Genomic DNA, 22,336 nt, shown 5'->3' with positions numbered 1-22,336 from the left:
CTCAAAAAGACCTCCATTATATTTTTAGTAATTGATCCTAATATTCCATTGCTCGGGGTCTGGCCCATGCTGCGCCAGGAAGGCAAGCACCCAACGTTCCAGTCCAAAACCAACGCAACCCGTGACGGTCTCAGAAATATCTTTTATCGTGATCTGAAACGGGGCTGTAAACGCAGTGCCATGAACATTAAACGACGCTGCCGCCAAATAATCTTCCGGACCGTAGGCTAACTGAAGCTCCAGCTTACTTTCTTCTTCTAATTGAATTCTCTTAAACTTCTGCATAGAAGGGATAATAAACGGATCACTCGTCACACACACTCTCGCTGTTAACTTAAGCTCTTCTGCTATTTGTATAACCTTGTCTACTACATGCTTTCGTTGCTCTCTTACAAACGGTTCATCACCTAGAAACACGAGCTCTCGCACATGATAGTCTCGGAGTCGGCCGAACCCCTCCCAATTCATTCTTCCCTCGTGCCGGAATACGTTCTGGCGAAAAGTATAGACAGCAGGCCGATCCACATGCGCATGCTCTAAATCCATATAACAATGAAAGCAAGCAGCTGGAGTTAAAACGAAGTTTGGCTGTGCTATCACGTCTGCCGCGTGTCCCTCCTCAACCTCTCTGCTCAGCTTTAACAAATCATCGACGTCTTCCCTAGGATGACAGACAAACATCGAATATTGCGGAGATGTGCGGAGGTATCCCGTTTTCTCCATGGCTGAGAGGGGCAGCAGCGTCGGATATTGCGTTTCCTCGGCACCCAACTCCATCGCCAATTGTCTAAATCGGTTATCAAAATAATGGAGCAGGTGCAGCGCCTCTCCCTTTAACCTAATTAACCCCTCACCATAATATTTAACGAGCCCTTCTGGAAAATCGGTATTATAAGGTTTCTCACTGCAATCTCCGATTGTGTGAATGACAGTCTGCTGCGACAGATTTCGAGGGGACTGGCTTTGTTTAATCATTCGCTGGATTTTAGAGAGAACTTCCTCGGTATTCGTCCCCTCCTCCAACTCAATTATTAAACCTTCCTTCATTCTTTCGATGGAAACAATCTTCTCTGACGCGAAGCCTACTAACCGTATAATCTCGTCTTCAGGCTCCACTTCAAGCCTTAATTTATTGTTGCCCATAGCGGTTTCCTCATTTTTAAAAAAGTAGGTTGAAAGCTTCATCTCGGAACGATGTCTGGCGCGTTACAGTTCTCTCTTCACCAGAAACGGCAATTTCATTCAAGTAGGCCGTATCAATCGGCTTAGCGTCCTGTAGGATCTGATCAGAAATGATTTGCGGATAAAACTGATCCACATGATGTAAAGTGTAATAGCAGGCCTTTTCCAATTTAAGCTTCTTCATCAACGTTATCCATTGGGCTAAGCGCTCTTCGCTTTGATTCAATCTCAGCGTGTTTGCAATATCAATCAGCTTGTATAAGACAACATCACGACGGCCCGAACTCCATAAGCTGCTGGATCCTTCTCGGAAAAAATGAATGCATAGCTGCGCCAAATGCGTCTCCCATGGAAGACCTTTTACTTCATACAGATCATTCGCATACAACTCGGTTCCGATCTCAAACACTTCACGAGTAATATCGTTCTCCTTCGAGTCAATATGGAAGTTCACATCAATTTCGTGATAACTTATGAAAGAAGAATCCACCATTTTCACATAAGGAACCAGATCGTGATAATTCATTCGCTGAATCATTTTCTCTTTCCGGGTGGCTTCCTTATACTCCCCGTTGTGCAGAAAGGTTTGGATATACCCATGCTTTCGCAGCACCTCATCCAGTCGTTCCAAATCATCTTCCAAAACTAAAATATCGCTATCGTTCGAACGGCGCTCACCCAGTCCATATAAGCTAGCATTAAATACGAGACCTTTAAGCGCCGCATAACGAATTCCCTTATCATCAAGCTCTTGAAGAACAGGTAAAATAATTTGATTAATCTCTCTTACTTGCTGTGCCTGCGCCTTAACGATGAGGTCTATCGCTTTTAAAAACTCTTTAAACAATAATTTCTTCCGAAGGTCACCTAAGCCAAAATAAAAATATCCCGATAAGCGGTGATGCATGATTTGACCGCCAATCCAACCCCAGTCGATTTCATGGGAAGACAATTCTACCAGTCTATCGTTTTCCTCAACCGTACGGTTTTTCAACAATGAAAGTAGTAGAAATTCTTTCTCTACATTTTGATTACCCAAGTTCATCACTACACCTCTTCTTTATCCTCTTACCTTTAGTTATTTTCCATCAAATGGAACGAATCCCATTAGTCATTTATATAACAGATTCACCTCTATTTCTTTAGATTTTCTCACATTCCTATTTCTAATATTATCTGGATAAATTTGAAATTCACTATCAAAGCGTATAACTTATGTACTTATATACATTTATTAGAAACAAAAAAGCAGCCCCGCGCTTGAGCGCAGAACTGCTGTTCTTTTTTTATCTATATATACCTGGCAAACCTGTTCACCTTACACACTATCGGGAAATGCAACAAAAAATCGGCATTTCCTCGTTCTAACGGTGAATGAACCTTGGAATACAACTCGAACCCATAAGTTCCTGCTTGTTCATACTCTGAATCATTTATCCATTCAAATAACTCTCCATAAGCATCACCAGCTCTGTCGATGTCCCCTTTATATTCCAAAACAGCGTAGGTCGCTTTAGGAAGTTCGTATAAAATCATATCTACTGGGAGCTCTGCGTCAGGACTAACTTTTACACCTGCTATCCATGTAAACAGATCAATATCCGGGTTATAATTTGGCGGGTCGATGAAAAGGCCATAGGTAATTGGGAGATCGACAGCACCGCTCACTTCTTCTATTTTTTCATTAAACGATTGCTGTAGCTTCGGGATTATCTGCTGCTCCCTAGTGTCTTTCAACAGGGTTTCAACCTTCATTCCTATGATCCGGAAGTTTTCTCTTTCAACGATTCTTATAGTCATCCAACGACCTCCTAGAGAAGTTTATTCCCCTGTTCTTTCTACAAAAACAAACTATCCCCTCTTTTTGGAAGGATGTATTGTTCAGCAAACCTGCCCGTTAACTGAGCGAAGGGCTGCTATGAAGCAGCCCTTCTGGTATTTAACTATCGTTCCCAGTTAGTTGAATAACTTATCTCAATTTAGATAAAACCTCGCCAATATTACTCCACTCATATATAAGAAGATTCAATTCATTACCGGCAATTGTAATCTTATCCGCTTTAAATAAATTAGCACCGTAATATTCGTAGAAATAACGGGTTTTATTATCTTCTAATACTTCAACAAAAACTCTATTGTAACCGAGTTCTTCAAATTGAAGAAAAAGTTGTTTAAAAAGTTGCTTCCCCACACCTTTTCCTTGATATTCTTCAAGCAAATATATAGATGTTAAATCACCAGAATTATCGATATTATTACTTTCTCTTTTTCCGCAATCTGCAAATCCTACGATTTCTCCCTCATTATTTAATGCGACAAATATATAATTCCCCTTTTTAGAGATATTACGATTCCACAAGTCCTTTCGTTGGTCATAAGACAGGTTCTTTAAAAACTCATCTGATATAATGTTTTTATAAGTAGACTTCCAACTATCAACGTGAACCTTTGCAATACCCTTTGCATCCTCTAAAATAGCTTTTCTAATGTACATTGAATCTCCACCTCCTTCGGAGAGTAAAGCTCAAAATTTGTTCCATCTTATCACAAAATTTCCTTCCCTTGTATAAACTATCCTGCCCGTTAGCGTAATGAAGCAGCCGACCATTGTGATCGGCTGCTTCCGTGTTTTTATTGAACTATCGTTTCCCGTTAGTTGAACGAGCTCTCCGTAAGGCTGTACTTATGAGGTAAAGCATTAGCGAAATAATGGTAAACTTTTTCTCAGTGATGGTCTATCAGGCCAAGCAAAGTAAAAACGCGTGTGATCTCGCTCCACTCCCGGCTACTTTAGAAGGGTTACCGTAAGTCACTCAATCTATTGTGTGAATCATCCATTCCCCTTGGTCATTTTGCCTAAAAGCATACAGCATTTTCACGTCTTCTATTAACCCGGTTTCTACATCAAGACGTTGACCGATAATCCTAATATGTACGTTTCCATAAGGTAAATCTTGCTCGATACTCTCGATGTTCGTAAAGCAGTACTGATATTGGTCACTGTAATAAAACTCCATACTATCCGCCAGATTTTTATTTACAAATCCGGCTCGATATCGTTTATTATCATGCTCAACCAACGAAGCGAGATTATTTTCGAGAGCAGCCAGTACGGGCACATTGCTCTCGGATAATTGATCGTGGAAGGAGTCCAGATTTATCGTAAGACCCGATTTGAAATTAGATGAAGTCTTCATATTCGAAACGTAATCATTCAATTTATTCTTAAACTCAGTTAAGTCTTCTTTATTATTAATTTGTAATGTAACTTCTGCTCCTTCTACAGATGCAGGAACATAGTAAACCTTAGAGATCAAAGAAAGCAACTCAGTTATCTCTTTTATTAAAGTCACATATTTTGTTTGGTCAAGTGCAGTGAACTCTTTGTTATCTTCAAAGCTTTTTTGTATACTTTCAGTTATTGATTTCATATCTACACTTATTGGGGTTAATAACTGAGTGTTAACCGAACGATCTACAATATCGGAATAAGCCTCAATTACAGATAGTTTTACGACAGTATCATTAATATGTTCGATCGTCATCATGTTGGTTTCATTCTCAAGTATAGAATTATAATTACTCCATATCTTGAAAAGCGAACTACCCACTATTCCTTCCACTTTCATTTTATCGTCGTTTTTTTTCAGGTGACTATATAATATACCTGCTGAAAAAATAATCAATAAAATAAGTATCCCCAATACAATTGTTGGAGTATTCTTTTTCATTTTCTTCACGCCCCCATTATCCTTTACATAGTATTTGTTTATTAAAAACAAACGCTTTAGATATGCTTATAGTTGCGCTTCTTATTAAACTAGTAGAGTAAAGGGCTGGGGATCCCAACCCCTCCTCATCAAACCGTACGTGCAGTTTTCCCGCATACGGCTTTCCGACGTTCTTCATCCAGGGCAGTACGGTTATTCCATGTGGATAATGTTTTCAGTCCTGTACGTTGAAGCAGAAAATGCATCCCTGACCAGTTCTGCTTGCGCTTCCTGTGTTTGTTATTCCAGAACAGTCTTAATCTCCTCAGAATATACCAGTCCATTTTCGAAAGGAAACGGTTTGCCATACTTCGATCACATCCAGATGAGCGTAGAAATTACGCCATCCTTGGATCAAAGGATTCAGCAGCTCGACCATTAGCTTTAACGGCCAGTTTAATCGGCCTCTGGCTGCCGTTTCATCCTTCACACGATTGCGCATCTTCTTCATTGCTTTCTTCGATGGAAAGCTTCGCAGTCGATACTTTGTCCCGTTTTTGTGGAGGTAAGGCATCTTCCGATGATGAAAGCCAAGAAAGTCGAACCCGTCCTGGTTCTTCCAAAGACATACTAGCTTTGATTTGGACGTGTTCATGGTCAATTCCAGTTTCCCAAAGATCGCTTTAAGGGTACAAATCGCCTCGAGCGACTTCGGTTTGTATCGGCACAGAATGACAAGATCGTCGGCATACCTTACCAGCTTTCCAAGATGAGAAAACCGTTTTTCCCATATCGTATCAAGGTAATTGAGATAGATGTTAGCCAAAAGTGGAGAGATTACGCCGCCTTGTGGGCTGCCGATCTCCGTTTTGTGCCATACGCCATCCTTCATTACAACTGCTTCAAGCCACTGTCTAATTAACTTCAGAGTAGCCTGTAATATCTACGTCGACCACCCAGTTGACGACGCCCCAATTAATGTTTTCCCGGATGCTCTTAATAGCCTGGTGAGCCGACCGCTTGGGGCGGAATCCGTAAGAGCAATCCTTGAAATCTGCTTCGAATATGCCTTCGATTACCAGTTTAGTTGCCATCTGAATAGTCCGGTCACGGATTGTTGGAATACCCAAGGGACGTGTCTTTCCGTTTGACCGGAGACGGTCGGTATTCCCCATTCATAAGCTGTTGTCTGATCTTTTCGATGAAGGGTTCTTCGCCAATCTCTCGAACGATGAATTGGATCGTTTGTCCATCAATGCCGGCACTGCCGCGATGACCTTGCCTTACTAAAGTAGACAGTAAGAAAGCCTCATAACAACCGTTAGTCTAATCATTTAAACCGCCTCAAAAAGCTGTAATGGCGTGACGTAACCGTTGGAGGAATGCGTTCTCCGTCGGTTGTAAAACAGCTCAATATATTCGAATACAGCCTTTTTAACTTCAGCCCTAGTCTTAAATTTACGCTCATTAAGCCATTCCATTTTAAGCTTCCCCCAGAAAGATTCCATTGGGGCGTTATCGTAGCAATTACCTTTGCGACTCATGCTGCAGACGAAATCGTGTTTCTTTAGAAGGCATTGGTATTTCTTGCTGGCATATTGAACACCACGATCAGAATGGACGATTAAGCCCTTTACTGCACCTAAGCGGCCTATGGCTTGTTTTAATGCAGAAGATACGAGTTCAGTCTTCATGCGGCTGTCCATTGCCCACCCTACGATGGCGCGGCCATGCAGATCCATAACTCCCGCGAGGTAGAGCCAACCTTCATCGGTTGGAATATACGTAATATCGGTCAGCCATTTCTCACGTGGTTTCATTGTTTCAAAATTTTGATTTAGAAGATTTTCCGCAACAGGCAGATTGTGTTTAGAATTCGTTGTCGCCTTGTATTTCTTGACCACTTTAGACTGAATTCCGTTTGCTTGCATGAGGCGGGCTACACGGCCTCGGCTAGCTTTCTGGTCAGGTGGTAGATTCTTTGTAATTTGCGGCGATCCGTAGATCTTACGGCTTGCATGATGGATATTTCGGATCGTATCTAGCAGCTTCCGATTTTCAACGCTACGTTTGCTTTCAGGTCGCTTAATATAAGCATAATAGCCGCTTCGAGAGACATGGAGAGCCTGGCACATCTTTGCAATCCGAAATTCGAAGCGGTGTTCATAGATGAACTTGAACGTGTTTACTTCAGATTTTTCGCAAAGTAGGCTGCCGCCTTTTTTAGAATTTCGTTTTCTTCCTTGAGATCAGCGAGTTGCTTACGAAGCTTACGTATTTCCTCATCTTCTGTTTTAAGTTTTCCACTACCAGGAAATGATTGTTCGCCGTCTAGTTTATACAACTTTACCCAGTCTTTGACCGTCGTATAATGCACGCCCAGTTCCTTAGCTGTCTCAGAAGCTGTTGATTCTTCAGCCAAAATACGCAGGACTACCTGCTCCTTAAATGCCTTGTCGAATTTCTTCCGTTGTCCCATATGAACCCCTCCATGATTTATTATAGAGGTTTTCTTCGTGTGCATCTATTCGGGGCAAGGTCACCTGCTGATTTGCCCGACGTCGTAGACTATGTAACGCATCGGATCGGCAGTGGGAGAAAACAGGTAAAATAGCTGATAAGCCCCCAGGCTAGTAAGTCTAGGGGCTTATCATTTTATATGGAATAAAATTGGACAGAACCAAATGAAAAAGCTCCATAAGCAGCCTTATCATTACGCTTCTAGTTCACCAAGCTTTAATACCATGTTATAAAGCTCACCATTTCCTCGTTGCCTTAAACTAACTTTTAAGCCATATTTCTCATAAATGAAAGAGAGCTGGCAATTCTTCTATCGTGAAGAAGTTACATCCGTTATTTTTTGCTATATCCTCTATAAGCTCCACTTCAGAAGGACTATCTCCGAGGCGTGTTCCATCAATATGCGAAGCTCCACGGCGATCGGTCTGCGGCTTAAAATGTGCGATTGCCATATTATCCATCAGATGTGAATCCGGATCATTGCAAATTTTGCAAAGTGAAAGGTACATGCAGTCTAGCGACATGTCTTTGGGCAGAAACTTATGCTCACAACAATCACACTTAACCCGCTTGTCCTCGCTGACGGTAGCAACTGCAGGGTCGGCAACAATATCCGAAAATGCCTGCCAAAGCGAGAAATATTGGACAGTCGTAACGACGGCCGGCTCGTTCGTGATTGTAAGCGGCAGCCCCGCTTTGCGAACCACATCGTGGGCTGCAATATTTAATTGATGCAATCCCAGCCAGAATCCTTTTGGAATTATGATGCGAACAAAGGGGGTCGTCGTCATCCTTCATTAGCCTCCTTCCTGTCTACATAAGAAATGTCGTCTTGCCAGATGAACAGTTATTATCGTACCCGTTCTTAGATGGTGTGTAAAAGACTGGTCGAAAGTTACACTGCCCAGTATCTCCCACGTATTCGTAACCGCTTTCAATTCCATCGTTTGTTCGTGCTCGCGGGAAATAATCCAATCCACTTAACATGCGATTTGGCTTATTCAAGCATCCGATCAATACTTATTCGGCAGCCAACCTAGCTCAATGCTTTTACCCATATCCCAGCTGTCCCAGCCTTCCCACTTCGGTTCGTGCACCGTATCGAGCAGCAACTTATAGCTCCAGTAGAACCAGCCGAGCCCGCGTTCCCATGCTTGAAATTGCATGTCTGCGAGGCTTCGGTAGAGCGTCTGGCGTTCCGACGGCGTCATGTCCTTCAGCCCTTTGGTATTGTTGAAGACGCACCATTCGCCGACGATTACCGGGAAGAAGGCCTGCATCTCTTCTACTTCCGCCGCGCTGCGCGAGATATAGGAGGCATAACCATCCGGATCGTTCGCTTGACCCGTCATATCCGCGACCATTAGGTAAAAGTGCATATCCAGCACTACATTGACGAACTCGTCTTCCTTCATGAAGCCTTTCCATTCGTTCGCCCGGAACCCGTCATGCAGGACAACGGCCTTCGAAACGGGCATGTGCCGCCGAAGTACCCGGTATGCATCGACATAGAACGTCCGCAGGAACGCGGTCGTCACGGGCGCCGAACCTTGGGCTTCCACCGGATCGACGACCGGATAACGGTTCGGTATGTCAGCCAACGTCCAAACTTCCTCGGAGATGGGTTCGTTCAGCACTTCAATGCCCCACAAGCCCGGCCGTGTCCCATAACGCTCCGCCAGCCGCTCCAATACGGTAAGCGCAAACTTCACGGCTTCTAGGTCTTGACTCCACTTGCAAACGCCGCAAAGCCCGCCGTTGTCGAAGCCGTTCTGGCTGCCCGGCACTGTGTGCAGGTCGATCAATATTTGCAGCCCGTATTTCTCCGCCCAATCGAACGCCTTGTCCAAATATTCGATGCAGCCAACGAACGGCTCGACATCCCCGAAGATAAAATAGGGAACCGGAATCCTCACCGTGTTCAAGCCCTTATTGGCTATATAAGCGAAATCGCGTTCGGTAATGTAGGCCGAACGGTGCTGCAGGTACCGCTCCAGCTTGATATCTTGAGGCAGCTTCCGGCAAAGCCACGTCTCGTCCTCGCAGTCCGTCCCGGCAAACATCGATGGACTCATCCATTTCTCCAGCACCAGCCAATTGCCCAGATTCACGCCTCTAATTCGTTCCATCATTTTTCCTCATCCCCTGACGTCTGATGTGCAGGCCATTCAGACAGATATGATCTTGACACCCCACGGTGCGATCGCGACAGTCTCCTCCTGCTCGAATACCGTACCATTAAGTATAGCTTCCCTATGTAACCTCTCCATTGGACGGTGTTAGTCTCTACGATTGGACAATTTTGAACCTCCCCTTGCTTGCGCAGCTCACCGAGCGAAATCCCAAAATGTCTCTTGAAAACCCTGTAAGAATTAGAAATGTCATCGTAATCGACCATTTCCGGCACGGCTTTGATCGATAGCTGCCCATCCAGCAGCCAACCAATCCAATGCGCGTAAGTTAGCCTCCCTGCTGATGTGAAGAGGGCTGGCCCGCATTCGTTGTTCACTGTGATAAATACACATTATCTCAAGTGGCGATGATTTAATTCCATAGCACTTTGTGGACATGCCACCCAATGCGTTCACCGAAGCAGGCCCCAATTCATTTAAACAATCCTGAATTTCGAAAGATCCATTCTTATTTGAAAACATGAAAAGGGCTCAATCTTTGACATAATGTGTTTGACTAAAACAACATCATCAGAGAAAGGAGCACCTTTTCAAATATTTATTTTTGAAAGTCCACAATGACATCGGAAAGCGCTCTGCGGCCTGTCGGAATCTCCCGTTCGCGAAGTTCTTCCGGCAACTCATCCACTGGCGCGCGATAACCGAGTGCCACTACGCAATGAAGGTCGTATTCCTCCGGTATGTGCAAAACAGACCTTGCTGCCGCTGCATCGAATCCTCCCATAGCCCGAGTGTTCAGTCCCTTCTGTGCGGCTGCAATCGCGAGCGTTCCCCAAGCTGCGCCTGCATCGAACGAATGGCTACGGATTGGATCTCCCTGTTCGTTCGTTTTGCGGGAGAGAATCAGGATCAGCATAGGCGCTTTCGTGCACCACACCATATTGCGAGGAACGATAAATGAATGAAATTGTGCTAGCTTCTCCTTCGTATCAGCTACAATAAAGCGCCAAGGCTGCAAATTATTGCCCGACGGTGCCCAGCAGGCGGATTCCAGTATGCGATTGAGCAGCTCTTCCGGCACCGGCTTTTCCTGAAAGGCTCGCGACGACCACCTGTTCAAAAATAACTCATCGACTTGATATTGCGTCTTTCGCTGCGATTTGCCTTCGATTAAGTTCACCATTTACTAGCCTCCTTAGAAGTTGAGCCATCTGGTTATGCTTTTTCTCCCATTATTAGCTTTTCAAAAAGAAAGTAAATCAGACCAAAACTGTAACAATGTAGTCTAGGTCTGCTTTTTCGAGCTACTATTCAATAGAAGCTTTAGTTGCGTTGTATACCGTTTCTGTGAACTTGTCAATTTCATCTCGTGACATCCGCAGCTGGGTTACGGAATGGCCGTATCCAATTTCTGTTTCCCCTTCTTCCAATCCCTTGAAAATGCCGTCAATAAACGCATCCGGTGATTCTCCTTGTGTATGCAGACCCGTTCCGCCTAAGTCCGTATTTACAACCGGCGGTACTACTTCGATCACTACTACGGATGTTGTTGAAAGCTGGTGTCTTAGGCTCATAGTGAAAGAATGAAGTGCTGATTTGGTGGCTGAATAAATCGGGGCAATCGCAAGCGGAGCAATCGCTAACCCAGACGTCACATTAATAATAGCTGCCTCTTCTTTCTCGGCAAAGTATGGTGCAAACAGCATGGAAAGATGGATTGGCGCTTCCGTATTTGCTGTAATTTCTTTACTAAAGTAGCTCCAATTGTTCTTCACATCCGCTTTTAAAACATTGAAACGCAATTGAATCCCTGCATTGTTGACCAATACATTTATTTCCGGATAATTCGCAGTTACCCAATCAAATAATGCTGAACGCTCGGATTCAACCGTCAAATCGCATACTCGGGTAATCAAGCCGGGAAGATTTTCTTGGGCTTGTTGAAGAACGTCTTCACGCCGCCCGCAAACGATTACTTGATTTCCATCCTTCATAAAGCGTTCCGCAAAAGCAAGCCCGATTCCAGAGCCTCCGCCTGTAATAAGCACTGTGTTTCCCGAAAGTTTCATCCTGTTTTCCTTCTTTCATTCGTTTGCCAGAACAACTAACCATCTGGTTAGTTATAATGTACTATTAACTAACCAGTTTGTCAATTGGACAACCATATGGTACATTGTGAATGATACTTTCAAGCACAGGAGGGGTTTCATTTGAGAAACGCTGAAGCAACAAGAGAACGAATATTATTGGCAGCTAAAGAGGAATTTTCTTCCTATGGCATCGCAGGAGCACGCGTGGATCGCATTGCTAAGAAGGCTGAATGCAATAAAAATATGATTTATATTTACTTTGAGAATAAAGAGACACTCTTTACAACTGTTCTACAGAATAACTTGAAACTTGTCTACGAAGAAATCACCTTCACACCTTATGATCTTCCAGGTTACGCAGCAAGGGTATTCGATTATGCAATGGCAAATCCCGAATTATTTCGTTTAATGGCTTGGTATGGTTTGGAGCAAAATACTGTTAGTTTAACTGAACATTCATTAGAAAAACAAAAGAAAATAGAAGAGGTAATGAATGTGCAAAGTTCTGGGATGGTTGGAACGACTTTCACTCCTGGTTTTCTCCTGACAGCTATCATGGTTTTAGCTACCGCATGGTCACCTGCAAATCCTTTTGGTCCATCGTTTGACCCCAATGCTTTAAAAACGCCAAAAGAGACTAGGGATTCAATATTCAATGCAATTAGCCTAATGTCTAAAGTGTGAAGAGGGATACTTAGTGCCCCTTTGCGATATGCAGTTAATCCAAACGAAACGTTGGGCCTCAACTACACGACGAACGGCAACCGGTCGTTTTGGGGACCAACTGCCGTCATCATAATTGAGCTAAATTGATTGGTATTCCCATTAAGCAAATCTTAAAAGACTGGTCGAAAGTTATACTGCCCAATAACATAACGAAGGCCACCGATCTTGCGGCGCCTACTCGTTAATTCTGGTATTTAACTAACATTCCCCGTAATAATAATAGAGACATAGGAATTTGGTTCAAGTAGAAGCACTCAACGCATTCATGCCTACTTCTTTAGGAATGTTTAATTTTAGCAATGCTGCAACTGCATAAGCGCTAGAAACCATATTAAATGTCCATACTAATCCAACTGCTGTTGTTAACTTGGAAGCAACTCCAACTTCACCAACACGTTTTGAAGTAGGCCAATACTTGAAAAAACCTCTGTCAAAAAAATTTCATCATCGGCATCACAAGCTAACGAAAAATTAGCATAGCCGGTACGAAGCTCTTCAGGTCCTACCAATATCGACGCCTCAGCTAAACTACCTCAGTTTTTTTAGAGTTATTACTAGTTTGAATCTAATTCGTTATGCATTTAATGCACCGATACGACGATGATCCAAGAGAATAGAAAGATATACCGGCCTGGGCGCAAGCAGGGATATTACCCATGGAACCCAGGTGATGTGGGAACAGAGCGGCAAAGCCTATCAATACAAGATTGAAACATCCAATGACAATGTCAATTGGACCTTACAAGTTGACAAGACCAATTGTTGATCATGTCCGAAACGACTGAACACCCAAACAATTCCTTATAGATATGCTGGCTCACCATTTCGAAACCATGCCATCCAAACCTTCAATTGCGTTACATGCCCTTCATAACCGTACAGCTTATAGCGACGCTGCCATTTCATCAATGTAGTATTGTTAATCTATATTTCTTAGCAGCAGCTAGAAAACCAATCTCTCCACTAGAAACTTCTTCAATGATATTGAGTTTCTCTAGCGCAGTATATTTTCCCCCGACCATGAAAAAGCTCCCCTTACAGTAACAGGTTTTATTTTTTAACCTGTCTACCGTAAGGGGGGCATATCAGTAGTGATATGCTCCCTGGTTATCTTTATTCCCCATTACTTTTACATAAAAGGAGTGCTTTTTCCATCCCGATATCCACTTTTACTTTGTTTTATCCGTATCTTTTTTCATGGCCTTGTTACCTGCTTGGTCAACAGATTCTTGATAGATGTCAGCGTAAGTTTTTGAATCTTTAATTAGATCGTCGCAGAAAGCCGCTACGTCACTGCCCGTCACTTCGAGCACACCTTTCCCCAAGGCCGCCCCCTCTTCAAAAAGATCGATAATCCCCGAGAGCAAACCCGTCCCGTCGGTTAGCTCAACAGGGCCGACCTTAAAAAGATATTTTTGAATCTCTTTATAAACAATCTGATAATCTTGCGGGAGCGCTTTGACACGCGCCATGTGCGCTCGCCACTCTTTTTTGCCTTCAATGATATCTTGTATTCTCATTTTATCCCCCTATTTACCTAATTTTTTAGCGATATTATTGTTGAGTTGCTCGCGCCACTTGTCGCGAAAAGACTTTGCCCCTTCTGCGCCGGCTAGCGCTGAACAGAAGCCTTTGATATCGTCACCCAAAACCTCTTGGACACTCTGACCGTCCGCCGCCGTTTCTTCGAGTAGGCCAAGCACACCGTCAAGAATCGGCATGAGGTTGCGACCGGTGAAATCTGAGTGCGGCCAAAGATTGGCTTTAATTTTTTCCCATGCCGCTTGATAATCAGCCGGCAGCTTTTTGGCTCGCGATTCAAAAGTTTTCAATTCTTTAGTCATGTCGCTGCCGGTGATTCTTTCCCAAAAATTCATTATTTTTTCTCCTTTAACTCGTTAATTTTTGATGATACGAACTCCCATTTTTCCCAGAACTTCCGTAGTTCCTTGCGCCCCGCGTCGTTAAGCGCGAAAAACTTGCGCGGCGGTCCCATGTCAGAGGGCTTCTTGGTGATCTCCACCAACTTGTTTTTTTCAAGCCGGATCAGGATAGTGTACACCGTTCCCTCCACAACATCTGTGAAGCCGAGGACGTTCAGCTGCCGCGTGATTTCGTAGCCGTAGGTTTCTTTGTGGCTTATAATTTCAAGGACACAGCCCTCAAGCGCCCCTTTGAGCATTTCCGTTAGGTTTTCCAGCACAATCACCCCTTGCTATTCTGTATCACCGGTATAAAGTGATACTTACTACAGCTATAAAGTAACACGTAGTAGTTGGTTTGTCAATAGCGTTTGCTCTGACACGGATTTTACGTTTTCAACTATCCTGCCCGCTAGCTTAACGGCCGCTGCCACAGGCATAATATGAAAAATATTTCGGTTCATTTTTCACTTTTTACAAGCTCACTATGATCTATAATGGAATTAATTCATTTTGGGTAATCGAGGTGTCCCTTGGACGAAAATTTTACGTTGTGGACGGAATATTTTATCGTAAACAAGCAAAGCTTGCAGCCGATCTACTGGGATGATCCCTATCGGTTGGACCCTCATGAGTACGCTACCATCGCCCGTTCTATACAGCAGTTCCAAATCGGGGAAAGTTCGGAAGGAAAGTATTTGATAGAATCCACCAAGCGGTACATGTCTGGCAATCCGGACAAGAGCTATTTGGAGGCACTGATCCAATTCGTACATGAGGAGCAGCGGCATGCGCTGGATTTGGCCTTGTTTATGGACAAGCAGAACATTCCGACGATCCGTAAGCATTGGGTGGATCAGACGTTCCGAAAGTTGCGGCGTTTTGCCACTTTGGAGCAATCCATCACGGTATTGCTTACAGCCGAAATCATTGCGGCGGTCTATTACGACGCATTGAAAAAGACCACGAAATCCCGCACCCTGATCGAACTTTGCGAACAAATCCTCCGTGATGAGTCGATGCATATCGAATTCCAATCCGACGCTTTAAGGCAGTTCGCTAGGAAACGCCTAAAAGGCATCAATCGCCTCATCCGCTTCAGCCGTCTCTTTCTACTATCTGGAACGCTGGCCGTCGTATGGTTCTATCACGGGAAGGTGTTCCGGGCAGGGGGTTACAGCCTAAGGGCGTTTTTAAAAGGGGCCTTGGCGGAGCATGAACGCTCAGAGCGGATTATAGAGCGACGTACGCATCAGCCCTATTAATGTCCTCTGAGGATAAAGTATATGACTCAACTGTATTGATCCGCGCGGGATCAGCGCCTTTAGAAAAGCGCCAAGTCCGCTTAAATAAGTATTAGACTACCTAAGTAATAAACCAGCGGCAGCCTTGGATCGGGTCTGGTAAGCTCCCCATAACGGCAAGCTGTTCCTTCAAACCGCCGCAGGCGACGACATACTCGTCCCCGTCGCCCGGCAGTAGAGTAGCTTTTTAAAATTTAACGATTCAACGCGATTTTCCATTAGGCATTACCTTCCTTAGAAGGTTTGTTGCTGGGTGCAAACCACCCAAGAAGGGCTATCGCCACCAATACAACATAGAAGACGGAAGTCCAAACCGTGCTATGGGGAAAATGATGGTCCAAAACCCCAATATCCTCATGGGCAAGCGTAATGACGGCAAGCTTTACCCCAACCCAGGCAACGATCGCGTAAGCCGTTGTCTCAAGTGCTGGGCGTTGGCCAAGCAGTCTTACAAACCAAGTAGCTGCATATTTGATTAAGACTAAGCCAGCGATTCCGCCAAGCACCACTACAATAAATTGTCCACCATCCATACCGCCGAAATCTCCAAGCGGCGAGTCTGGCAGTCCAAGCGCAAGCGCTACCGCAGCTAGAATGGAATCAATCGCAAAGGCGAGGTCTGCCAACGCAATTTTTCCAACCGTCGGCCAAAAGGCTTTCCCTGCCGCTTCTTTCTTCAGTTCTTTGTGGATATTCTCATTCTTATTACCAAAACGCGCTTGGATGATATGCTTTAAGCCTAGGTATAGAAGATAGGCTGCACCGATCGCCTGCACCTGCCAGACATTCGCGATAAAGGATATCGCAAAAAGGGCGGCAAAACGAAAGACAAAGGCCATAATGATTCCATAGTTGATCGCTCGTTTCTTCTGTTCATACGGTAGTTGCTTCGCGATGACCGCTAACACAAGCGCATTGTCAGCCGACAGCAATCCCTCCAAACCGATAAGAATGAGTAAAGCCCATGCATACTCCAACCACAATGACTCCATCTTGAATTATCTCCCCTCAATAACCATGTTAAGTATAGTCAGTCAACAATTATATATCTGGATAATATTCACTTGCCCGACAATAGATATACGTAAAAAATCGCAATGGAGTTCATATGCCTTCGTGCGGCTCCGACAAAAACTTGCCGCTACTTATGGTAAGGCTCTCCGCGTTGTCTGTAACGGCAAGTTTTAAGACCATCCGCAATGGATGGCCTTTATCCAATTTCGAAAGCTGGCTAAACGACGAAAAGGCTACCCAGCATTATCGCTAGGTACCCTTTTGTCATTCGTCCAATAAAAATAACTCAGTCCATGAACATTCTCCAGAACGCGTTAAAGCCGCTCAACTTGTAATTTGCAGCGTTCTCCGGGTCACGCGATGCGAAACTCAGCGACGCGTCGGCCACTGCGACGAAAATTGCGTTTGCAAACTCTGGATCGTGCCCACGGAAAATCTCGTTGGACCTGAAGTGGAACTCGTAGAGGCAGCATAGCACTTATGTTCTTAATTTCGAGCTTCACATCGGATGTAATAGCAACACCGTTAATATTGGTTAATAGCATCTTTTGCCCATATTAAGACGTAACTGGATAAACCCCTTCGATAAATCAGCGCTGCGCGAACAAATAAGCGACCATTTCATTCTCCCTCCGTTTTTCTGATTTAGTGCTTGGGAACAAAAAACGCGCTACCTACCCTGCGCGTTTGTATAACGCAGGGTAGGTAGCGCGAAGAGCGTTACCGCCCACCTAAAATTAATTGAATGTGTTAACGCTCATTATGATGATGAAACTGTTTTAATGTTTGAATGAACCTATGTTATTTCCTGCTCATCCATGTGTTATCCAACTATCGTACCCGTCAGCTTAATCTTTCGTTGAAAATATCAGGATTGTACACCAAGCTTAGTTTGAATTTTATTATTTTTAAAGAATCTTCACCTTAGCAATCTCTCTTCCTGCCCATAGACTGAAGGTGTAACCACTGACAAGAGAGTTCCATGGTGCCTCATCAACGAGAAAGCATACGTCGGCATATGTATCCCATGTGCCTTCGACTAACCTTGTAATTCTGATGGGTACAGTCCAAGATTCCCCGGTAAACAGTTTTCCTTCAAGTTCTCCATAGTTAACGATGAGATCCCAAAGCCAGATATTAATGGGATATTAACTTGGATCCCTTTCCCATGCAACGATGGCTTTGACCGTACGTGTTGATTCCAAACTCAGCCTCCTTAGCTCAACGAGGCTGTCCGTTAACATAATGACGCTTCGCCAGTTTAATACTTTAATTTTATTGGAATATCTTTAAACTCCAACTTTTTTCAGGAAGTGATTGTTTTCAATTATACTTTTGATCCTATTCATTGTATTAGGACCTTTGGGTGTCCCGCCTCTTCTGTTCAGCAAGATCCACCTGAGACAAGCGAGCGCTTCGAAAACTTCAAGATCTTCCCGATTAATATCATTTTCCAACAGATAAGCGGAACGAAACACTTCCGCATATCGCTCCGAGATGTATATTTTTTTCAGGGTAAATGACCATGCAAAATCATATCTACGGTCCCCTAATTGACCGTTCGTCCAATCGATGACGGTGTAACGGCCATTTTCCTCCACTATATTTCCTAAATGAAAATCACCATGAATCATGCATTCTTGATTTATCTGGATCATTTGAACAAGAGAAGATAAAACATCGTATAGGTCTGCATGTTCTCTTGCTCCGGGAAAAAAGTAGTCCATGAAATCGTACTTCGGAAGCTGGATATCACCAATATCGTCCAAGTGAATCTGATGGATTGTTGATAATAGGTTCGCAAGTTCCGTCATTTTCTTTTTATCCACTTTATGAATTGGCGTTCCGTCAAAGGTTGTTAACATCACCTGATCTGCGTTTGCATTTATCCCCCAGCCCACCGGCTTAGAGACCGATGCTCCCCGTTCAAAGAGGACATTCAATAATTGAAATTGAAAACGAATATCTGGTTTAGAGCTCTTGTTCCATACTTTCAAAACAAAGCTCTCGTTATTTGAGCTTATCTTCATGACCTCAGCTTCAAAGCCTTGATTCATTGTATGCATGGTTAAAATGTCTTCTTGCTTTAATAAAGCATCCATTATTTCATTTTTTTCTACCCAATCTACGTCACTAATAAGGGTTCCCAATCCTAATCTTCCTTCCGCGAGGTTATTCCTATTCCTATTCCTTCTTGATCCGTATGTACAACTGATTTAGTCGTCTAATCGGCCAAATTGAAATGAAATCAGATAGGAGTCAAAGAATCTATGATAGATTCTTTGACTCCTATCTTTATGCTTTACTTCTCACGAGTTAAGCAGACCACGCTCTTCATATGCATCGTGTTGCAGTCCTTAGGACAACCCCGTTCGATCACGAAATTCTTGCGGGGTCATGTACGTAAAGGACTTAAACAGCTTAATAAAATGCGGCACTGCCTGATAACCGACGATTTGGGCGATCTCGTAAATTTTTTTGTCGCTGCTGCGCAGCAAATCCAAAGCCAATTCCATCCGATATCGAAGGATATAATCGCTCAGATTGTTTCCCGTTTCTGCACGATACGCTCTCGACAAGTAGGCGGGATGAAGACCGATGTGCGCCGCGATCGTCTGCAGCGATAATTTGTCGTTCATGTTCTCGACGATGTATTTATGGACCTTGTCGGCTAAACATGACTGCTTCTCGGATGAGTCTTCCGATTGCTCTCTAAGACTTCGGAGCATGAAGAATGTCCACTTCTCTAACTGCTTAAGCGAAGGAGCGGCCGGCATGAGCCCGAAGGAGGACTCGCCGAACTCGCTAAGTAACTTTCCTTTCTTATGCGCTATATATTGATAGGCGTTAGCAATGGCGAAATAGGCTTCATTGGCATGCTCGGGAGGATGGTTCACGCTTTTCAGTTCAGCGAATATTTCGATTAGCTTTTCCTCTGCATGTATCCAGTTCCCCGTATCGAGCAAATGAATCAGGAGGGGAGGTCGATACAGCGACGTCAGCGTTCCGATCTGAGCCTGAGCGAGATTTCCCGCGATGCGTAAAAATGCGCCTTGCCGCGTCTCTTCAATCCCCCTCATTCCATCGATTACCGATCGATACATTTCGGGAACGCCTTCGGGAAAGCACCTCCAGTTTTCGGCCAGTACGATGGAAACGTGGCCGCTCAAGAGGGACTCCGCCTTTTTCTTTAGCGCTGCCGCCCGGACGTCCATCGCATTTTGAAGGGTCTGCCCTTTCTCGTCGGTTCTCTCTTTGGCCGAAACGATAAAGACGAGGTATTCGTTATGATCGCGGCAGAACCACAAATGAAAGGCGTCCCGAAACAATTCCTCCGCCATATTCATAACCGCGTATTCAATAAGCTCTTTATCCATTTTTTCGTATTCTTGAAGCCTGCCCTCCAGCCGAACGATGAACAAACCTACTTTCTGCTGCAGGGAGAATGGTAAGTTTAACAGGAAAAGCTTCCGTTCCAGCTCCGCCCCCGGGATGCCGTTACCGTACAGCAGACGATTCAGCAGCTCGCCCTGCAGAGCGGGCAAATTTTCCCGAAATGCGTATACGTCGCGTTGTTGCTGTTGTTGCAGCTTCGTCTCGCATGCGATTTCTTCGGCTAATTTACCTAGCGTCTCCCGCATCTGATCCGGGTTAACCGGTTTCATCAAGTAGCCGGATGTATTATACGGGACTACGCTTTTCGCATATTCGAAATCCGCATAACCCGAAATAACGATAATTTTGACTTGACGCCCCATTTCGCGGATTTCCCGAATCAGCTCGATTCCGCTCATCTCCGGCATCCGGATATCTGTAATGACAATGTGGATGTTTTGTTCCTGATAGAGCTTTAAAGCTTCTTTACCGGAGTAGGCTTTATGAATACGGCCAATACCAAGTTCGTCCTTCGGAATCGTAGCAGCGAAGCTGTCAACTTGAGAGGGGATATCATCTACGATCAGAACTTCCAACATCGGAATCACCTCCGTCCTTAATCATCAACCCCACGCGAAGCCCGCCTAGAGATGAATGTTCGATCAATAGCCCTGAGGATTGCCCGAAGTAATGCCTTAGACGCTGATGAACGTTTCGCAGTCCAAGGCTGCTATCCCCGCTCGCCTGCAATGACAAGGAATATCTTAAAGATTCTAAATCATCTTGATGCATTGAGGCGCCATTGTCTTCTATGATGAGTTCCCAACCATCCTCGGACATTTTGCCCGTTATGACGACTTCGAACTTTCCTATCTTGCCTTCCATACCGTGCACGATCGCATTCTCGACCAGCGGCTGAAACAGCAGCCTTGGCATAAGAATAGACATCATTCCTTCTTCGATATGTTCATGAAAATGCAGGCGCTCGGACTGCATCCGATGGATTTCCAAGTAATTGCGAATCAATTCCATTTCTTCGGCCAATGAAGTCAATTGTTGTTCCGTCCGGGTCGTATAACGGTAGTATTGGCTCAGGTGCTGCGTGAAAGCGACGATCACTTTCGTCCGTTCCAGCTGCGCCATGCTTTGAATAAAGGCGAAGTTATTATACAGAAAGTGCGGGTTGATCTGTGCCTGCAAGTGCTTGAGTGAGGATTCTTTGGCGTGAAGCTGTTCCGTGTACACCTTATCGATCAGCGTCTGAATATCTTCGGACATCAGGTTAAACTGCTCGATCAAATAATGGAACTCATTGTGGGGTCCGCGCTTGATCCGATGATCGTACGCGCCCCGCCGGAGCGATCTCACCGCCCGGATCAGATCGTTTATCGGTTTCTGCACGTTGCGGTACAGCAAGCCCGCGGAGGCGATTCCCATCAGCAGCAAAAGCAAACCCGCGGCATAAAACATCCGCTTGCTGTGATTGATGGGCGCAAGCACCTTTTTCATCGGCTGGAAATCGACCAAATACCAACCCAGAGAGGTTGAGGTAACGTAATTGACAAGATACGGTTCATCCCGAAAGGTGATTTTGACAGCCCCTTCGGTCGGGTTCTGCGCTTTGATGATAGCGAATTGCTCCGCCATGGCGCCAATCAACTCAGGATCGAGCTCCCGCGGCATGATCGGTTCAAAGTCCGGATGATAGAGGAACGGCTGTCCGACACTGCCTTGCATAAACCTTTCGAGCATTTTCACAAGATTATTCGAAGTGAACGTGACTTCGACATACAAATTCGGATCTCCTTGCTTGGAAAGCTGCTCGAAAGGCGTAATCAAATCTCGCACGAACGCTTTCTCCGGTCCCCGGTCCGTCACGATTACGCGATAATCCCAACGTTCCTGGCTCGCATTCCTGAAGTAATCCGCATCGTAAGTTTGCTTCAAATTCGTAGAAACGACGACATCCGATTGCGGAGAATATACGGTAAAATCGTTCACCCATTCGAAGGAGGTCGACTGCATATCGAGCTTCTGCAGCAGAAGTCTCTTCGATGCCAATAGAGAATAGTCGGGTTTGGAGGAAGGCATGAGCTGCAGCTGCAACGCATCCGGGTCGGTCGCGACGACGAAGGCGGCTCTCCATAACCGATTCGCCTCGACGTCCATCTGCTCCACGAAAAATCGGATCCGGTTTAAGTTGATCTGAAGCAGCTCTTGTTCGACAACTTCCGTGCTGGTCTTATTCGAGGAATCATACATGACGATAATCGGGATAAGCATCAGGACGATCACGATCATGACTTTCGTGAAAATATTAATTTTGCCGGCTGTTCCGCGTCTGATTTTAAACATTCAAGC

Annotated in this window: 21 protein-coding genes; 2 read left to right on the top strand and 19 right to left on the bottom strand. The window is 44.6% G+C overall.

Annotated elements, in window-relative coordinates:
• Nucleotides 1–24: 24 nt before the first annotated feature.
• From ACN6MW_RS17715 to ACN6MW_RS17660, 12 genes are all read right to left on the bottom strand, one after another.
• Nucleotides 25–1,143, bottom strand: a complete 1,119-nt coding sequence (locus tag ACN6MW_RS17715) for a hypothetical protein (protein ID WP_419871390.1) — start codon at nt 1,141–1,143, stop codon at nt 25–27.
• Between the two features lie 16 nt (nt 1,144–1,159).
• Nucleotides 1,160–2,227 (bottom strand): nucleotidyltransferase family protein, encoded by a 1,068-nt coding sequence (locus ACN6MW_RS17710; RefSeq protein ID WP_419871389.1) that lies wholly within the window; start codon nt 2,225–2,227, stop codon nt 1,160–1,162.
• Between the two features lie 245 nt (nt 2,228–2,472).
• Nucleotides 2,473–2,982, bottom strand: a complete 510-nt coding sequence (locus ACN6MW_RS17705; RefSeq protein WP_419871388.1) for a GyrI-like domain-containing protein — start codon at nt 2,980–2,982, stop codon at nt 2,473–2,475.
• A gap of 169 nt (nt 2,983–3,151) precedes the next feature.
• A complete protein-coding gene (locus ACN6MW_RS17700) occupies nt 3,152–3,676 on the bottom strand; it encodes an N-acetyltransferase family protein (protein WP_419871387.1) in 525 nt (174 codons plus the stop codon).
• Between the two features lie 319 nt (nt 3,677–3,995).
• The gene (locus tag ACN6MW_RS17695; RefSeq protein WP_419871386.1) at nt 3,996–4,913 is read right to left on the bottom strand and encodes a hypothetical protein; all 918 of its coding nucleotides are present in this window, start codon (nt 4,911–4,913) and stop codon (nt 3,996–3,998) included.
• A gap of 304 nt (nt 4,914–5,217) precedes the next feature.
• The gene (locus tag ACN6MW_RS17690) at nt 5,218–5,784 is read right to left on the bottom strand and encodes a reverse transcriptase domain-containing protein (protein WP_419871385.1); all 567 of its coding nucleotides are present in this window, start codon (nt 5,782–5,784) and stop codon (nt 5,218–5,220) included.
• 22 nt (nt 5,785–5,806) lie between these two features.
• Entirely contained in the window at nt 5,807–5,986 is a 180-nt protein-coding gene (locus ACN6MW_RS17685; RefSeq protein ID WP_419871384.1) for a hypothetical protein, read from the bottom strand.
• A gap of 240 nt (nt 5,987–6,226) precedes the next feature.
• Nucleotides 6,227–7,371, bottom strand: a protein-coding gene (locus ACN6MW_RS17680; protein WP_419871383.1) for an IS3 family transposase whose coding sequence is annotated in 2 segments (ribosomal slippage) — nt 6,227–7,101 and nt 7,101–7,371 — 1,146 coding nt in all. Because the reading frame shifts where the segments join, the coding sequence is not laid out codon by codon here.
• A 322-nt stretch (nt 7,372–7,693) separates the two neighbouring features.
• Entirely contained in the window at nt 7,694–8,203 is a 510-nt protein-coding gene (locus tag ACN6MW_RS17675) for a hypothetical protein (protein ID WP_419871382.1), read from the bottom strand.
• Between the two features lie 222 nt (nt 8,204–8,425).
• Nucleotides 8,426–9,544, bottom strand: coding sequence for a glycoside hydrolase family 5 protein (locus ACN6MW_RS17670; RefSeq protein WP_419871381.1), 1,119 nt, complete (start codon nt 9,542–9,544; stop codon nt 8,426–8,428).
• Between the two features lie 598 nt (nt 9,545–10,142).
• Entirely contained in the window at nt 10,143–10,727 is a 585-nt protein-coding gene (locus ACN6MW_RS17665) for a nitroreductase family protein (protein ID WP_419871380.1), read from the bottom strand.
• Between the two features lie 124 nt (nt 10,728–10,851).
• On the bottom strand, nt 10,852–11,613 hold the full coding sequence (locus ACN6MW_RS17660) for an SDR family oxidoreductase (protein WP_419871379.1): 762 nt from the start codon (nt 11,611–11,613) through the stop codon (nt 10,852–10,854).
• 141 nt (nt 11,614–11,754) lie between these two features.
• On the opposite strand from ACN6MW_RS17660, the gene ACN6MW_RS17655 reads away from it, so the two are divergent.
• Nucleotides 11,755–12,318, top strand: a complete 564-nt coding sequence (locus ACN6MW_RS17655; protein ID WP_419871378.1) for a TetR/AcrR family transcriptional regulator — start codon at nt 11,755–11,757, stop codon at nt 12,316–12,318.
• A gap of 1,211 nt (nt 12,319–13,529) precedes the next feature.
• Here ACN6MW_RS17655 and ACN6MW_RS17650 read toward each other — a convergent pair.
• From ACN6MW_RS17650 to ACN6MW_RS17640, 3 genes are read right to left on the bottom strand one after another with little or no spacing between them, the layout of a single operon-like run.
• On the bottom strand, nt 13,530–13,880 hold the full coding sequence (locus ACN6MW_RS17650; protein WP_419871377.1) for a DUF1048 domain-containing protein: 351 nt from the start codon (nt 13,878–13,880) through the stop codon (nt 13,530–13,532).
• A gap of 9 nt (nt 13,881–13,889) precedes the next feature.
• On the bottom strand, nt 13,890–14,237 hold the full coding sequence (locus ACN6MW_RS17645; RefSeq protein ID WP_419871376.1) for a DUF1048 domain-containing protein: 348 nt from the start codon (nt 14,235–14,237) through the stop codon (nt 13,890–13,892).
• Entirely contained in the window at nt 14,237–14,542 is a 306-nt protein-coding gene (locus ACN6MW_RS17640) for a PadR family transcriptional regulator (RefSeq protein ID WP_419876376.1), read from the bottom strand. Before ACN6MW_RS17640 ends, ACN6MW_RS17645 begins: the two co-directional genes overlap by 1 nt.
• A 273-nt stretch (nt 14,543–14,815) precedes the next feature.
• Here ACN6MW_RS17640 and ACN6MW_RS17635 point away from each other — a divergent pair, with 273 nt between their 5' ends.
• Complete coding sequence (locus tag ACN6MW_RS17635; protein ID WP_419871375.1) at nt 14,816–15,547, top strand: hypothetical protein; 732 nt, start codon at nt 14,816–14,818, stop codon at nt 15,545–15,547.
• A 257-nt stretch (nt 15,548–15,804) separates the two neighbouring features.
• Here ACN6MW_RS17635 and ACN6MW_RS17630 read toward each other — a convergent pair whose 3' ends face one another.
• From ACN6MW_RS17630 to ACN6MW_RS17615, 4 genes are all read right to left on the bottom strand, one after another.
• On the bottom strand, nt 15,805–16,578 hold the full coding sequence (locus tag ACN6MW_RS17630) for a TerC family protein (RefSeq protein WP_419871374.1): 774 nt from the start codon (nt 16,576–16,578) through the stop codon (nt 15,805–15,807).
• Nucleotides 16,579–17,889: 1,311 nt separating this feature from the next.
• A complete protein-coding gene (locus tag ACN6MW_RS17625) occupies nt 17,890–18,750 on the bottom strand; it encodes an aminoglycoside phosphotransferase family protein (RefSeq protein ID WP_419871373.1) in 861 nt (286 codons plus the stop codon).
• Nucleotides 18,751–18,957: 207 nt separating this feature from the next.
• On the bottom strand, nt 18,958–20,574 hold the full coding sequence (locus tag ACN6MW_RS17620) for a response regulator transcription factor (protein ID WP_419871372.1): 1,617 nt from the start codon (nt 20,572–20,574) through the stop codon (nt 18,958–18,960).
• Nucleotides 20,549–22,330 carry a sensor histidine kinase gene (locus ACN6MW_RS17615; RefSeq protein WP_419871371.1) on the bottom strand — a complete coding sequence of 594 codons (1,782 nt, stop codon included), beginning with the start codon at nt 22,328–22,330 and terminating at the stop codon, nt 20,549–20,551. The genes ACN6MW_RS17620 and ACN6MW_RS17615 overlap by 26 nt, the downstream gene beginning before the upstream one ends.
• Between the last annotated feature and the right edge of the window lie 6 nt (nt 22,331–22,336).

Source organism: Pristimantibacillus sp. PTI5 (assembly GCF_048572955.1).
Taxonomy (GTDB): Bacteria; Bacillota; Bacilli; order Paenibacillales; family Paenibacillaceae; genus Pristimantibacillus.
This window is presented reverse-complemented; position numbering and strand designations above follow the sequence as displayed.